We start from the raw sequence: 16,281 nt of genomic DNA, 5'->3' as shown, positions 1-16,281 counted from the left end.
GTATGGCCCGTACCCGCGGTGCCTATAAATGGGTCAACATAATTCGTTAGATTGATTGGGTCATTTTGAAGACATCCCAAAAAAAGTAAAACAGTTATAACTGCAATTTTTTTTATTTTATTTATCAAGGGTATCAAATAAGCTTCGAATTTGAAAATGAGGGGGCTTCTTCCCCCCAGATTTTTTCGGTTGAAACTGAACCTTGACCGGTTCACCGGGAAACAGATTAAAAAAGTTATCTGAGAAAAAGCCTTCAATATCTATACTGGACAATTCCACACTTTTTACAAAGACATCCGATTGAAGTTGGAGATGGATCAATTCATTTTGAAAGGTTGTTTGAATCTCAATTTTGGGTTCAGTTAGTATTAAAGATTTAGATTTCACAAACAAATGATAGTTCTGATGAATGACTGCTCCCTTTTCTAACAGAATCATTTGAAGTATGGCACCCTCAGCAGTTACCTCAGATAGGAGGTCTATTTTGTCATACATGGCGATTATCTTCGGTTGGTCATTATCGGTTACTACCTGTATGGAATCTGCTAAATAGATTCCTTTCTCTGTGTTTCGTAACCGAATGATTGCTTCACCCTGAAAATTGTTAAGTCTTTCCGATATAACAGAGACCTCAATTGAATCACCATGATCGGAGGCAGATATAATGACTTCCCTATAGGCTCTTTCAATAGCAAAGTATCCAGCTTTACGTCTGCCGAAAAAATCGATAGTAGACCATGAAACAGTTGGCCAGCAATCAGCCAACTGCCAGTAAAGAGAACCCATGGTGGTTGGTTTGTTCCGCCGATGGGCCTCTGCGGCACGTTTTAGCGCATCGGCCTGAGCAAGCTGACTTAGATAGATGAAGGATTCAAAATCTTTTGCAGGTTTATACTCAAGGGAAATGTAGTGTTCGATCATATCATAACCATCAAAGCCTGGTTCAATCCACGGCATCTTGGAACGTTGCCGGGCGGTGAGGACTGGAGAGGAAAGCCCATTATTCCAGTGCTGTGGATCGAATTGTTTTACGGTTTCCAAGGAGGGTAGAGCCTGCAAGCCGTATTCGCTGATGAAACGACCTGCATTTGATTCATAGTGTGACAACGGCATTTGACCAAACCAGACACCCCACTCGTGCTGATCACCAGATGACCGGTTTTGGAGCTCATTTTTTTTACCGGAGGGAGATGAAGGCCAGTATGGTTTACCAGGATCAAAAGTTTCAACAGCAGTCGGGAGAATATTGTAGAACAGTTCTTCATAGGTTTCCCAGATAGCAACAGAATCATTGTCGGAGTGATTGTATTGTTTTTTCCAGCCCCATTCTCTCCAGCCCGTAAGGTTTTCATTATTTCCACACCATAAGGCCACCGATGGGTGATTTCGCAGTCGTTTTATATTATGTTCTGCCTCGAGGCGGATGTTTTCAAGATGATCTTTATTTCCAGGGACCATGCAGCAGGCGAACATGAAGTCTTGCCAGATCAAAATACCATTCTCATCACACAGCCGGTAAAAATCATCATTCTCATACACACCGCCTCCCCAGACACGGAGCATATTCATGTGTGCATGCTTGGCCGCGCTGATTAAATCTTCATAACTTTTGGTGGCTCTTGGATTGAAGAAATCTGGCGGAATGTAGTTGGCGCCTTTCATGAAGACCGGTTCACCATTAATACGAAAGTAAAAACTGGTTCCAACGTCATCTGGCTCTCTAATGAGCTCCAACGTCTTGACACCTATCCTTTCCTCTTTTGAATCAAGGATTTCACCTTTTGACAGGACTTCGGTGGTGATTTGATACAGGTTTTGTTCGCCAAGGCCGTTTGGCCACCACAGTTTGGGATTATCTATAATGAAGTCTACTGACAGGAAATTCATTCCTTTATTTAATTTAGTTTGCTTAGTTACCTCTCCTGCTATTTTAGAGTTGAGGGCAATATGTGCGTCAATTTGCATCTCCTTAGCTGCCTCAATTTCTAGATGGGCTGAGTAATGAGCATTTGCTTCAGTAAGTTTGTTGAGTTGATAGAAGACACTTCTTATTTTTACACTGCTCCATCCACTTAATACAATTGGACGCCAGATTCCCGACGTCACTAGTCGAGGTCCCCAATCCCAACCGTAGTGATACTGTGCCTTTCGTGTGTGGACACTGGTTTGATATCCAACGGGTTTAGGCTCATTAGAAGTTGGGATGAGATAAGGGGAGGTTTCAAGTTTTCTTTGGCCAACTCTAACAGGGGAATGAAAGTGAATACGTAATTCATTTTCCCCTTCACGCAAGATTTTCTTACAAGCAACTCGCCATGCTCGGAACATGTTATCTGCTTTCAGAATGGGTTGTTCATTGAGATAAACATCGGCATAAGTGTCGAGACCGTCGAATTCAAGCTCTATGACATCATTTCCCATAAGCTCCCGGTCAACGAAAAAAATTGTCTTATATTCCCAATTTTTATCCTCAATCCATTGTAAATCCTCCTCGTTGTTGCCGAGGAATGGATCATTTATAAGATTATTATTAAGAAGATCAGTATGAACAGTGCCAGGGACTGTTGCCGGAAACCAATCTGAAGAATTCGACTCTCTGAACAACCAGCCTTCCGTAAGCGTGATCTCTGTTGGCAAGTTCTCAGCGTTATTGCATCCGAGTTGAAAAGATAATGCGGCGACTAATAAAATTAGGGGAAGGTGTTTCATTAAACTGGTGAGTCTAACATCAATAGTAGCTTTCTTCAAAGCGGAGTCCCCTCTCACACAAGTGCTGATTCCAAACGTATTTTATTCTGTCCGGCTCAATGGTTAGCTTGTATTTTCCTATTCGCAATAGAGTCTAAATATGTTAATGAGAAGAGCAAAAATGAAAAAGTGGGTTCTTCCGCTGATCTTATTTTATTTCTTTTTCTTTGAAAGCTGTGCACCGCCATCCTCTGCCAAAGAGGACCTCTCTCTGGCGGCACCACAGAAAGTTGCCAGATCCAGAAATGGTGTTGTTACCACGGCTCATCCTCTAGCGACTGAGGCAGGCGTAGCCATGTTGGAGCAGGGAGGCAATGCCGTAGATGCAGCAGTAGCTGCTGCCTATGCTCTGGCTGTGGTGGAGCCGAGCATGAGTGGCATTGGTGGAAGGGCACAAATTCTTATCCATACTACTGAGGGAGAGATTCACGGAATTGATGCCACGACACAGGCTCCTTTATCCTACGATCACGTTACTGCACCAAAAGCAAGATACGGTTATCCCACGGTTGGTGTTCCAGGGGTAGTGGCTGGTTTGGATAAAGCACTTAAATCCTATGGTTCGCTGCCTAGGGCAATAGTAATGGGACCAGCGATAAAATATGCAAAAGAAGGAACACCTATTCTTCCAGGGGAAGTATTTCGACGTAAGTGGGTAGTTAATCAGTTAAATGAATTTGAGGGGACCAGGCGCCATTATCTTAAGAAGGATGGAACCGTCCATGATCCCTGGGAGATCATGAAGCAAGAAGATTTGGCAAAGGTTCTGCAGGCCATTTCCGATGAAGGCTCTACTCAGTTTTACAGGGGGTGGATCGCTGAAAGAATGGTCGATGATATTCAGCGAAACGGTGGTGTTCTTACCATGGAATCTCTCGCCGAGTACAGGGCTGAGGATTCTCACATTGTTAGAGGCAGCTACCGAGGATATGATCTGGCCGCTCTTTGGTTGCCTTCCTATGGTGCTATCACTATAGAAGCACTTCATATCATGGAGGAATTCCCCGACTCACTTTTTGATGATGCTGACTGGGCGCGGGTAATTTATCACGCCATTTCAGCCGCGTACCTGGATCGTGACGGAGATCTGCCTATAGAAGATGCGAATCGTCTCACATCAAAGGCGTGGGCTCAAAAGCGAGCTCTTGAGACTGGATTACTTTCATCAAAGGCGTTTCCATCTGAGCCTTCAGCCACAGGACTTCCTCCGGCATGGACAGAACCGGTCGGTCATACCTCCCATTTAACCGTAGTTGACCGTAACGGAATGGTAGTGGCTTTGACTCAGACATTAGGCCCCGCCATGGGCTCAAAGGTTGCAACTCCGGGGCTTGGCTTTATTTATGCCGCAACCCTAGGCGGATACTTAGGGGAAATGAAGGCTGGGCAGCGGGCGGCATCACACATTTCGCCTCTTATTGTGATGAAAGATGGTAAACCAATTCTGGCTCTGGGTGCAGCGGGTGGTTCAAGAATACCCTCTGCAGTGGTAGCCATCACAAGCCGTGTTATAGATCAAGGCTATTCTTTGGATAAAGCTCTGGCTCTTCCACGAGTCCATCCTCTCGAACATGGAATTGATCTAGAATGGACTGGTGACAGTGGTTGGTCACATCAAGACAGTAGCTATCTTGCTGGATTGAACTACAATGTATTTATGAAACGGCGCCCCGGTATGTTCGGGAGGTCAAATGCTGTAATGCTGGATACGTTGACTGGAGAATGGCTAGGAGTCTCGGATCCCGATTGGGAAGGGTCTGCTGACTCACCCAAAAATTAGTTTACTTTGCGAAAATCCTGGCTACGTCTACACCGTGACAGGAATTACATCCTCCCATTGAAATGCTGAAAGAAACTGGCATGTGAAGCTCACCCTCTTTACTAACAATAGTAGGATAAAGAGAGCCGAAATCCCCATCACCAAACCCTCCTATCATCCTCTTGGTAGTATAAAAGTTTCCGTTTCCGTCAACTTCCAAAATTGCAACAGGGGTACCCAATCTATTTTTTCCCGGGTATAGTTTTATTTTGAGATTTGGATATGGGGTTTCACCATCAGGTTTGTAAACACTACCTGCCACCACAAAAATACCTCTGCCGGCACCTTCAATGGAGTGACATGTAAGGCAATCTTTTCCTGCGTTGTGACTTATTACAGCACCCAACTTGCTTACCTTAATTTCACCTCCGTGGCAGACTGAATTGTTGCATTTTGCTTCCGGCATGTGCTGCATTAGATTTTTTCTTTCACTATTATTCTCTTCTTCATTTGACAATATTCTGCCTGATTCATCACAAGCATTTAACATAATTAACGCTAGAAGGATTAATAGGTTATGAAAGTTTAAATGAAGTTTTTTTTGCAATTGTTTTCTTGAAGATATTTTATTATCTGAACACAGTGAAAATCTAGCCAAAAGGTATGTTAAAGCACATTTTTTACTGATAGTTAAGTCAAAAAAATCTTATTTCATTAATAAATCTAATTCTTCTTTCAATTCTTTGAAGCGATCATAGGCGTCTTTCCCAGGCAGCTGGTCAGCTTGATCTATCATTGATGCAAGGTATTGAATTTGATCAACAAGCATGGGTTGAGGATAAGGTCCATCATCTGTAACAAGCATACGGTAAGATTCTGATGATTTGTCTGAAGATTTTTCTTCAGCGAGCCGCCTCGCGCTGGACAGAAGATCTCTTACTTGGAGTGCAAGCTTCTCCTGTTCAGACAGATCTTGAGTGGTGACGCCACTTTGCTTTATCCTTGGATCAGCCATTAGTTGAAAAGACTGTTTGTGTTCTTTACCATCAACAGTCATTCTGACAGTATAGCGACCCGCCGCCGCCATAGGGCCGTTTCGAAAGGCTCTTCTGGGATTTATGTCCCAAGCGCCTGCGTGACGAAGATCCCAGCGGAAACGGTGGGTTCCCGCACTTTTTTCAAGAGTAGTAATTCCGCCTCTCATAAAGAATCCAGTGGCCATATTCGTCTGGGCTTGTGAGTCCCCTGTTTCTGATGATGTACTGCTATATGATCTCACAATACTACCTCGGCTGTTAAGTATGTCTATTGTTACATCAACAGGTGGTTCATTCGCCAAAAAATAATCAATGATCACAGATGATGGTGGATAGTCAGGAACACCAGAGCGACCAAAACTACGATAGCGGTAACGGTGCGTATCCTTTGGTTTAAAGAGTGTGGTATAGCCTGTGTCGACAGACTTTTCCCATGTATGCAATGCGGAAATATCATCAAGAACCCAGAAAGAGCGCCCCATGGTGGATATGGCAAGATTATTACGGTAAACCTTAATGTCTGTTACCGGTGTAACCGGCAGATTTTGTTGAAATGCTCGCCAAGTTTCTCCGTCATCGAAAGACATAAACAGACCAAATTCTGTACCGGCATATAGGAGCCCTTTACGGTTAGGATCTTCTCGTACCACTCGGGTTGGATAATCAGCCGGTATTCCGTTTTTCCCGTTCGTAAGAAGAACCCAGCTTTTTCCATAGTTTTCTGTTTTATAAATATATGGTTTCCAGTCTCCCAGTTGGTAGCGGAGGACCGCGATATAAGCTTTTGATGCCTTGTGCGGCGATGGTTCTACAGCATCTACACGGCCGCCGGGAAGAAGATCTTTGGGTGTAACGTTTTTCCAATTCTTACCACTGTTCCGGGTAACATGGACGGGTCCATCATTGGCGCCTACCCATATGACGCCTTTTTTTAAGGCGGATTCACGAATAGCATAAATTGTGCTGTAATTTTCCTCACCAGTTATATCCCGTGTTATGGGTGATCCGGAGAAAACCTGCTTGTCCGGCTCAAAGGCGGTGAGATCGGGGGAAATGATCTCCCATGTTTCTCCATCATTAGTTGTTTTGTGCACAAACTGTGATGTGTGATAAACAGTATTCGGATTATGCGCGGAGACATGGATAGGTGACACCCGCTGGAAACGGAACTTCATGTCTTTGGGGTTATGTCCGTAAATGTTTGCTGCGCCGACATAATACCGTTTTTCCTGGCCGGTCCGCTTATCAAAGGTGCCAAACCTTCCTTTGCAGTTGGAGTAAACAATCCATGGTGCGCCGGGTTTAGGAACAGCGGGCCCCGTTTCACACCCGCCTACAGCCATCCAAAGGTTGATTCCCCCACCAGGCGCATTCAATGGCGGCAGACTGGGCACGGCGATAGTTGAATTATCCTGTTGGCCGGCATACAACCAGTACGGATACTGATCATCCACCTCAACCTGGTACAGCTCCGCCGTCGGTTGGTTGAATTGGGTTGTCCATGTTTTGCCTGAGTTGGTTGTTACATTAACACCACCATCGTTGGCTTGAACCCATAGGGAAGTGTCGGCTGGGTGGATCCAGATATCGTGATTGTCGCCGTGTGGTGTTGAAAGAATCCGCCACGTTTCACCGCCGTCGTCGGATCGCATGAACCGGTTGGCGTTAGAAAAAAGAATATCCGCGTTCAGCGGGTTGGATTCCAGATTTGCGTAATAGAAAGGCCTGTTCACCAGTTCCTTGCGGTCGCTGACTTGGCGGAAGGACTCGCTCCTGTCATCGGACCGATAAAGACCGCCGGAATCTCCTGGTGCCTCAACAATAGCTGATAGCCTGTTTGGATCAGCCGCTGAAACGGCCAGATCGATTTTTCCGATGAGCCCCTCCGGCAATCCGTTTCTTTTTAGTCTCCAAGTGTCACCTCCATCTGTGGACTTGTAAATACCTCCGTTCTCGCCACCACTGATGATTGTCCACGGCTTCCGCTCAGCCCGCCAAGCTGTGGCATAAACAGTATTGGGGTCATCTGGTGCAAACTCCAGGTCGGAAATACCCACCGTGTCAGCGATGAAAAGGACCTTTTTCCATGTCTTTCCGCCGTCTTCCGTCCTGAAAACACCGCGCTCTTCGTTTGGCTGAAAAGCCTGCCCGATGGCCGCCACAAATATAATTTCCGGGTTTGTGGGATGAACCTCAACAGCACCAACCTGACCAGTATTTTTCAGTCCCACATGTTGCCATGTTTCACCACTATCAGTTGATTTGTACATGCCTTTTCCAGTAATCACATTTGAGCGAAGCCCGTCTGAGCCAGTTCCGACATAAACCACTTCAGGATTGGATTGAACAACAGCAATTGCTCCAATGGATGGGGTAGCGAAATAACCGTCAGAGACGTTGTTCCAGGTTACACCAAAATCAGTGGTCTTCCAGACACCGCCGCCGGTGGCACCCATGTAAAAAGTTCCGGGATGTTTCACCACACCTTCCACGGCTGTAACACGGCCTCCTCGAGTGGGTCCAATATTTCGGTATTGGAATATATCAAATGGATTTCCGTTTTCGGCAGACAGAACGGCTATGAGCACGAACAAAACAGTTACTCTTTTCATGATTTAACCTACTTTTTCTTTTTAAGTATTCTCTAGAAACCCAGAGATGAAATAGCAATATAGCTATTGTCGACCTTAGCGATAAAAATTATGATTGATCTACTTCTTTATATATTTCCTTAACATCTGAGGACCTACTTCCGCCCCGTAAATGTTGCCCTGAGCATCAGCGGCGACTCCCTCAGCGCCGGTAGTGCTTGCATTGTCTGGGTCTGGTTCTGGATCGGGAATTAATGCTGTTACCCAGCCGTCTATGGCACTCCCAACTCGAATACCTCGTTTCCAACCTGGGTTATTGCCCCAAGTAGCATTCGATTCTGAATCAGCACTGTAGAGAATATTATTGGCATCAATGAAAAGACCACTGGGACGACCGAACTGAGTCCATGTAGAAATATGTTTTCCATCTTGATCAAAGATTTGTACTCTGCTGTTCCCTCTGTCTCCTACAAAAAGTCGGCCCTGGGAATCCATGGCAAGGGCATGGGGATCTCTGAATTCTCCGGCCTCAGCCCCGGTGGTACCCCATGTTTTTATAAAGCGGCCCTTACTGTCGAATTTAACGATACGGTTATTTCCTCCGGTACCATGCCCGTCTGCCACAAAAATATCGTTATTGGGTGCTATAAGAACATCGGAAGGACCATTGAATTCATATTTCCCGTCGCCGGCCACACCTTTTTCACCTAGACTCATGAGGAGTTTACCATCGGAGCTGAATTTATGTACCTGATGGCCCATGCCATTTTCGCCTTTGGCGTCGGTGACCCAGACGTTGTTATTTCTATCTACATGGATGCCGTGGGGCCAGACGAAAATATTCTCTCCGAAACTCTTCAGCAACTTTCCTGACGAGCTGAACAGTAGAATAGGCGGTTCATCTTTGCCGGCACAACTGTTCTCGCCACATCGCTCACCCACCCAAATATTTCCACTTCCATCGGTGGCGGGAAAAACTGCGCTGGTAGAGCCCCAGGTTCTTCCTTTCGGGAGTTTTCCCCAGACCCCTTCAACGGTACGGTATGGGTTGGGCTGGGCGGTCAGAAGAAGCGGGAGAATAAGCGTCCCGAAAGCAACTTGTTTTGTATTGGTCATCATTCCAACTCTTCCTCATCCTCATCGGGAAGGGCCAGTGCCACCAGTTCTGCTGGATGTCCGGGTGCAGCCACGGGCATGACAATATATTGTTTGCCGTTGTGCATATAGGTCATGGGAGGGTGATTAGTTTGTGCCGGGAGTTCGATCTCGGCCACTACCTCACCTGTTTTCTTGTCGTATGCCCGAAACCACGGATCACCGCCACGACCTTCACCGGAGAAAAGGAGCGTTTTAGTGATGACGAGGCCCGCGTGTGCCATATTACCGGTTTGAGGGAGGTCAACCCCTTCTAGCGCCGGATGCTCACTTAATGACTGGGGAGTATTCCCGTTGGGAATGTTCCACAGATGTTTGCCCGTGTTCATATCAATGGCAACTATCCTGCTGTAGGGTGGTTTCAGCAGCTGAAGGCCTTGGGGGCCCCGGATACCGCCGGGACCAAGAGATATATAGTTCATGCTGGACTTTTCTGGGTCATTCACCAGACGGATAACACTGTGTCTCTTTTCTGATGCAACATAGAAGATTCCAGTCTCAGGATCGACCACTGCCCCGCCGGGAATATTGGCGCCACCGTTGGCCCCCGGCATGACAAAGGTACCCTGTGTGCCGTCTTCTGGATCCTCCGCTAGCGAGGGGGGTGTAAAGATGGGACCCATACGGAACTTGGAGGCGAGCTCCACCGCCTGGGCCCGGAGCTCCGGCGTGAAATCAATCAACTCATCAACAGTAATCTCCTGTAGCTCGAAGGGCAGCGGCCAGGTGGGATATATCTGGGTGGGAGAGGTCTTTTCACCGGGGACATCGGACGCCGGCACATTCCTCTCTTCCATGGGCCAAACAGGTTTACCCGTCCTCCGGTCAAAAACATAAGCCCACCCCTGTTTTGTCGCCTGAACAATTGCCTTAATCTTTTTCCGTTTCACCCTGATGTCCAGAAGGTTTGGCGCCGTCGGCGTATCGTAGTTCCAGATATCGTGTTTAACGAACTGCTGGTGCCAGATTCTTTTCCCTGTTTTCACATTAAGTGCTACAAGAGCGGTGCCGTAGAGGTTGTCGCCGTGGCGATGACCGCCATAGTAGTCTCCCGTAGGGCAGTCAGTGGGGATGTAGACAATGTTCAGCTCCGGGTCCGCACTCAGAGGTGCCCAAGATGAGATATTGCCGGTGTAGGTCCAAGAGTCACCTTCCCACGTGTCATGTCCATATTCGCCCGGCTTCGGGATAACGTGAAATATCCACAGCTGCTTCCCGGTCCGGACATCATAACCGCGAATGTGTCCTGGAATGTTTTCCTTCTGTTTGGGGTAATAGCCTCGTCCGTGGGCGTTTCCCACAACGATGATGCCGTTGACCACGATGGGCGGCGAGCCGTGAGTAATGAGTCCGTATTTTGGATCGATCCCGTGGACCGGATCGACCTCGAATCCAAGGCCCTCTTGAAGATCGATGATACCACTGTTTCCAAATTCAGTTACTGGCTGGCCCGTGACGGCATCAAGAAGAACCATGTAGTACCCTGGGGTGACGACGATTATTCTGCCTTTTCCGTCAACTTCCGCATATGCCAGTCCACGGCCGGAGAATCGCCTGGGAGATTTCTCCCATCGGGGGTTATTCTTCATTCGCCACATCCAGAGTGTTTCTCCCGTACCGGCGTCGATGGCAATGGCGGCGCGCCGCTCCCCGGCAACTGTGTAAATCACACCCCCCACTTCAAGCGGTGTAGCACGAAAATAGAATTCTGGAATGGGACCGTAATTGGCGGAATACCAACGCCAGGCGATTTCAAGTTTCTGTACGTTATTTTTGTTGATTTGATCCAGTGCAGAGTAGCGGGTGCTTCCTGCATCTCCACCCCAGTAAGGCCAGTCGCCGTTAGGAGCACCATGCTGAGCTGAGACTGGAGTAACAATCAGCATGATGAAACTGAGCGACCAAAACATCAATCTTATTTTTAGGTCTTTTTTTTGTACCATATCGAATTATCCTTCATTATCGGATTTTTTAGTTGGTTTTGTCCATTTGAAAGGTCCTTCAATCCGGATCTGTTTAAGATCAGCAGATTTGCTACTCATCTTTTTATCACCTGGCGGGAATGAGTTTATTTTTAGTAGGAATGCAATGATGGCCGTATATTGACCAGGCTTCAAACTGCCTGGGTTTTCTGTCGGCATAGTTCTGCGAATAACCTTCAAAAAATCATGAATACTCGCACCCGCCCAACTATCCATATATGCCGGACCAGTGAACTGCTTGGGATGGTGGCACTTTAAGCAAGATTTTCTGTAGACTTGTAAACCGCGTTTTGCTTGTTCAATCGAGTAAACCCCATCTTTTACAGTCCTCATTTTTCCCCCACTTTCTTGAATTGCCATCAATAAAGTATTGGCAGGTGCTATGGCCAATACACTCAGGAAGAGCCATTTTATTTGGTTTGATAACCTCACGGTCAAACAGCGTGGCTAAGAGGGTCTATTTAAGGTGTTTGGAGACAGGTTTACGCCATCACATTCTTGAAGTCCTTGGCAAATTTCCGCATTTCGTTTGGTTTCGCCATGCTGAGACGGCACCAATCTTCAAATGGCGGAAAGGGACGCCCTACCTTGATCCCCTTTTCTTCCATCATAGCCTGAAATTCCTTAATGGGCTTTCCGGTGTGAAAGAAGATGAAGTTGCCTTCAGAATTGGCATACTTTCGTCCGGTCTGTTCAAGGACTTCGTAAACGGTTTGCTTTGCCTCAAGATTTTTCTCGCGGCTCATTTCCTGAAATGAATCATCCTCAAGGCTGGCCATGGCTGCACGGAGCCCCAAAATATTGATAGTACCTGTGTTAAGCGGCTCCAGTCTACTGATGATTTCAGGTTTGGCAACACCGTAACCGACTCGAATCCCGGCTAGGGCATGGATTTTGGAGAAGGTTCTAGTGACAATGACATTCAAGCCTTCTTTTACAAGGTAAACCATGGAACGGTAATCTTTATCCATCACATAGTCATTATAAGCTTCATCCACAAAAACCAGAGATTGGGATTCCATTTTTCTGCAAAACGGTTCCAATACGGGAGCGCCTGTGGCCACACCTGTAGGATTGTTGGGATTACAGATGTTGATCACTTTTGTATTTTGGTTAACCGCTTTTTCCAAACCGGTGAAATCGGGTGACATGTCATCCAAGACACGGATCCGGTGAACTTTTGCACCAAGGTTTTCCGCGTAGCGGTTCAATTGTTCATAGCCTGGATAATTTGCCACAACTTCTCCACCATCACTCAGGTAATGCAACGCAGTCACATTGAGGATTTCCCTTGATCCAGAACCAATAATAATTTGTTCCGGCGAGACACCTTCCTTCTTTGCAAGCATTTCTTTTAGTTCAAGTGAGGCTCCGAAATGAGCATAAAGATTTCCTTCTTCAAATGCCCGGGTCATGGCCATTCTGGCTGTTCTTGATGGCCCGTACGGATTCTCATTGAACATCATTCTGATGGGAGCGCGATTTCTCCTTGCGGTTGGTGTAGGTGATGCCATTACGCCGGGTCCCACTAATACGGTGCCTCCCAGCATTAGCCCACTTCGTCTCAGCCAGTCTCGACGTGTCAATACTTTTGTCATTTCTTTCTCCCTTAATGTATAAGTGTTGATTATTAGAGGTTAATCATTGGTGGGCACTTTGTCAACCTGGAAACAGAATCTTGCGACTGAGCTATTCAACGAATTGAACTTGCCAACTATAAAGGATACATTTGGCACCTTCAAATGGATTTAGCCAAAGCAAACACGTCTTAAATGTTAAAGGCATTCTCAAGTTTTTTTTCATTTACGCTTTTTCTTACCTCTTTATCATGGGGGTTTCAATCTGTAACTGGAAATCCAGTGGCTGACACGCTCCATTTTGAGCTCCGGCCTGTAACAGTAACAGCCTCACGTTTGGATGGGACCGATCTGAATGTTCCCGTAGCCGTTACCGTCTTGAGCCGTTACAGAATTCAGGGCGGCCAGCAGCAGTTGGTGCTTAATGAAGCACTAGCCGCCATACCGGGGCTCTACACCATGAACTCGGAAAATTTTGCTCAGGATATGCGAGTCTCCATCCGAGGCTTTGGGGCAAGAGCGGCATTTGGAATTCGGGGTATCAAGATTTTAGTAGACGGCATTCCGGAATCTACGCCGGACGGTCAGGCGCAAGTTGATAACATTGATCTCGGTTTCATCGACAGGATTGAGGTACTCCGCGGTCCAGTTTCTGCTCTTTATGGAAATGCTTCAGGTGGTGTCATCAGTTTTTCATCATCAGAACCACCTGAAGCATCTTATCTGGATATGAGGGTATCCACTGGCGATTTTGGTTTTCAACAGATTCAGCTGAAGGTGGGGCAGCAGCGAGGCCCATTCAGCTACATCATGAATTTTTCCCGCAATCAGGCAGACGGTTTCCGGGAACACAGTGCCATGAAAAACTCGGTGGTCAATGGGAAATTGCGCTGGGAAATAGATCCGAATTTGAGCTTTACTTTTCTGACCAACTATGCGGTAAATCCCCTGGCCAACGACCCTGGCGCGCTGACAAAGGATCAAGTTGTGGAGAACCGATCGTCAGCTCGTGACAGGAATGTTCAATACAATTCAGGCGAGTCGGTCTCCCAGTTTCGAATTGCTTTGGTGGCGGAGAAAAAGTTCTCGCCGCACCAGACACTTCAAACAAGGGCGTATTTTACAACACGCGACTTTGAGAACAGGCTTCCCTTTGAGAGTGGTGGACAGGTTCAGTTCAGTCGATTGTTTTCAGGAAGCGGTATTACCTATTTCAGCTCCGGTCTCATCTTGGGCATTCCATACAGATTATCAGCGGGGATGGATTTGGAAGATCAGCAGGATGATCGGCAACGTTTCAATAATCTGGAGGGCTTGCGGGGAGATAAAGTTCTGGATCAGCTTGAGCAGTTCCGGAGTATCGGTGCATTTGTGGAGGAAGAGCTTTCAATTAATAAAGTGACTAAAGTAACGGTGGGAGGACGATTCGACGGTATTGATGTCAGTGCCCAGGATGCATACCTGGAAGATGGTGATGCTTCCAGCGGCAGGACGTTCACAGCAGTGAGTCCTCTTTTAGGCGTGGTTTACACTTTGTCAACCGGAATCAATGTTTACAGCAACATTGCTACCAGTTTTGAAACGCCTACCCTGAATGAACTGTCAAACAATCCGGATGGAGGCGGTGGATTTAATGCCGATCTGAGGCCTCAACTCGCCACCAATTATGAAATAGGTATTAAGGGGCTTTTCAAAAAGCGTCTGAAGTACGAAATGGCTCTATTCAAAATTGATCTCAACGATGAGCTTGTACAGTATGAACTGAAGGACTTTCCTGGCCGCACATTTTACCGAAATGCTGGTAGTTCGAAAAGGGAGGGAGTAGAAATTGGACTGACGAGTTTCATAAGTAAGGGGCTAACTGGTTCTGCTGTTTATACGTTTTCTGATTTTACTTATCTTGATTTCAAAACTCTGGATGCAGTGAATGATGGCAAATTACTTCCCGGTATTCCAAAGCAGTTTGGTTATGGGGAACTGTCTTATGTCCACCCCTCAGGCTTCTACTCAAAGCTTCAGGCCCAATCCACTGGCGAGCTATATGCAGATGATGCTAATGAGGTTAAGGAGCAACCGTACTCGGTTTTTAATATCAGGGTTGGTTATCAGAAAAGATTTTCGGAATGGCTGTTCGAACCCTTCGCCGGTATAAATAATCTGTTTGATAAAAAGTATAATTCAAACGTCCGTCTGAACGCTTGGGGAGGCAGATACTTCGAACCGGCGTCTGGATTCCATATTTATGGGGGAGTCAGGGTCAGGATCGGGGGTTGACTAAAAGTCAACTCTTAACTTCAAAACTATTTTACCACTTTCCTGAACTTAAGCAGGTAGCGGTCCATCGTGTGGCGCCCTTCATCAAATCCCATGATGGAATGATCGTCGTTGGGGTTTCGAAGCATATCAGAGCTTCCTTCCAACGCAAAACCGTGAGCGGTGAATTCATCAATAACTACTTGTTCGTTCAGCCGGTGTGTCTCCTCGTCCCATCCGGGGCGATCGGTGGCCACATCCACAATGCCGATAACACCGCCGGGCTTCAGGGCGGCACTTAATTCAGCGATGAGTTGGTCGCGAGGCGGATCTGCATCGTGGTAATTCCGGATGGACACCATAACATCGATGGTGTTGGTTGGCAGATCGGCGGGGGTGTTGAATATTTCCACATTGGAAAGGCCGGAGTCAACAATGCGTGCTTCGATCTTGTCCAGCATCATATATCGTCCGCCGGCGTAGAACCCCATCATGCAATATACCTTTCCATCTTTTCCCATGAGACGGGAAAGGAGATGTGTATTGTATCCTCCACCTGGCCAGAGATCAGCCACTGTCATACCGGGTTCAATCCCCAAGAACGTGTAGACATCGATCGATTTCCGTTGTGCATCTTGTTCTTTCTCTTCAGAAGGGCGAGTGGGATCGTCAAGAACGGATAAATCAAGAGCAGCAGTATTTTTACTACATGATGAAATCAATATCATTCCGAGTAAGGACACCAAAACAGTTAAGTTTTTCATATTCTATTCCTTTTATTAAAGGATCATTGAGAACGTGTCGATAGAAAATTGTATGTAAAAACTGAAAATTGGTCTACTTATGTCGGTATACGATCCTTCCCCTGGTGAGATCATAGGGTGATATTTCAAGTGTGACGATATCACCAGGAAGAATCTTGATGAAGTATTTACGCATTTTTCCGGAGACGTAGGCAAGAACTTTATGGGGTTTATCCCCAATTTCTATCTCCACGCGGAACATTGAATTGGGTAACGCCTCCTTTATGGTACCATCAATGGTAATCGGTTTTTCTTTAGCCAATCAGCCCCCCTCTTTTTTTTTGCGGGACCGACGAGATTTGAACTCGCGACCTCCGGCTTGACAGGCCGGCGTTCTAACCAACTGAACTACGATCCCGAAAAATCAATTTTCAAG

The 16,281-nt window shown here is 46.5% G+C and carries 11 protein-coding genes and 1 tRNA gene; 2 read left to right on the top strand and 10 right to left on the bottom strand.

The window, feature by feature from the left end:
- Positions 1-117 precede the first annotated feature (117 nt).
- Positions 118-2,748 (bottom strand): glycoside hydrolase family 2 protein, encoded by a 2,631-nt coding sequence (locus tag EYO21_02890; protein HIB02757.1) that lies wholly within the window; start codon positions 2,746-2,748, stop codon positions 118-120.
- A gap of 100 nt (positions 2,749-2,848) precedes the next feature.
- Between EYO21_02890 and EYO21_02885 the strand changes: the two genes are divergently transcribed.
- Positions 2,849-4,528 carry a hypothetical protein gene (locus EYO21_02885; protein ID HIB02756.1) on the top strand — a complete coding sequence of 560 codons (1,680 nt, stop codon included), beginning with the start codon at positions 2,849-2,851 and terminating at the stop codon, positions 4,526-4,528.
- Position 4,529: 1 nt separating this feature from the next.
- Here EYO21_02885 and EYO21_02880 read toward each other — a convergent pair whose 3' ends face one another.
- From EYO21_02880 to EYO21_02855, 6 genes are all read right to left on the bottom strand, one after another.
- On the bottom strand, positions 4,530-5,114 hold the full coding sequence (locus EYO21_02880) for a hypothetical protein (protein ID HIB02755.1): 585 nt from the start codon (positions 5,112-5,114) through the stop codon (positions 4,530-4,532).
- Positions 5,115-5,213: 99 nt separating this feature from the next.
- A complete protein-coding gene (locus tag EYO21_02875) occupies positions 5,214-8,156 on the bottom strand; it encodes a hypothetical protein (GenBank protein ID HIB02754.1) in 2,943 nt (980 codons plus the stop codon).
- A gap of 99 nt (positions 8,157-8,255) precedes the next feature.
- Entirely contained in the window at positions 8,256-9,251 is a 996-nt protein-coding gene (locus EYO21_02870; protein HIB02753.1) for a hypothetical protein, read from the bottom strand.
- Entirely contained in the window at positions 9,251-11,233 is a 1,983-nt protein-coding gene (locus tag EYO21_02865) for a pyrroloquinoline quinone-dependent dehydrogenase (GenBank protein HIB02752.1), read from the bottom strand. Before EYO21_02865 ends, EYO21_02870 begins: the two co-directional genes overlap by 1 nt.
- Before the next feature lie 6 nt (positions 11,234-11,239).
- Positions 11,240-11,662 (bottom strand): cytochrome c, encoded by a 423-nt coding sequence (locus EYO21_02860; GenBank protein HIB02751.1) that lies wholly within the window; start codon positions 11,660-11,662, stop codon positions 11,240-11,242.
- Between the two features lie 92 nt (positions 11,663-11,754).
- On the bottom strand, positions 11,755-12,870 hold the full coding sequence (locus EYO21_02855) for a histidinol-phosphate aminotransferase family protein (GenBank protein ID HIB02750.1): 1,116 nt from the start codon (positions 12,868-12,870) through the stop codon (positions 11,755-11,757).
- 174 nt (positions 12,871-13,044) lie between these two features.
- Here EYO21_02855 and EYO21_02850 point away from each other — a divergent pair, with 174 nt between their 5' ends.
- Positions 13,045-15,123 (top strand): TonB-dependent receptor, encoded by a 2,079-nt coding sequence (locus EYO21_02850; protein ID HIB02749.1) that lies wholly within the window; start codon positions 13,045-13,047, stop codon positions 15,121-15,123.
- 26 nt (positions 15,124-15,149) lie between these two features.
- Here EYO21_02850 and EYO21_02845 read toward each other — a convergent pair whose 3' ends face one another.
- The 3 genes from EYO21_02845 to EYO21_02835 form a co-directional block, all read right to left on the bottom strand.
- On the bottom strand, positions 15,150-15,866 hold the full coding sequence (locus EYO21_02845; protein ID HIB02748.1) for a hypothetical protein: 717 nt from the start codon (positions 15,864-15,866) through the stop codon (positions 15,150-15,152).
- A gap of 73 nt (positions 15,867-15,939) precedes the next feature.
- A complete protein-coding gene (infA, locus tag EYO21_02840; protein ID HIB02747.1) occupies positions 15,940-16,167 on the bottom strand; it encodes a translation initiation factor IF-1 in 228 nt (75 codons plus the stop codon).
- Positions 16,168-16,186: 19 nt separating this feature from the next.
- Positions 16,187-16,263: transfer RNA gene (locus tag EYO21_02835), tRNA-Asp, on the bottom strand.
- Between the last annotated feature and the right edge of the window lie 18 nt (positions 16,264-16,281).

This window comes from Candidatus Neomarinimicrobiota bacterium (genome assembly GCA_012964825.1).
Lineage (GTDB): Bacteria > Fidelibacterota > Marinisomatia > Marinisomatales > S15-B10 > UBA2125.
The sequence above is the reverse complement of the archived record's forward strand: the minus strand, read 5'-3'. Positions and strand labels throughout refer to the sequence as shown.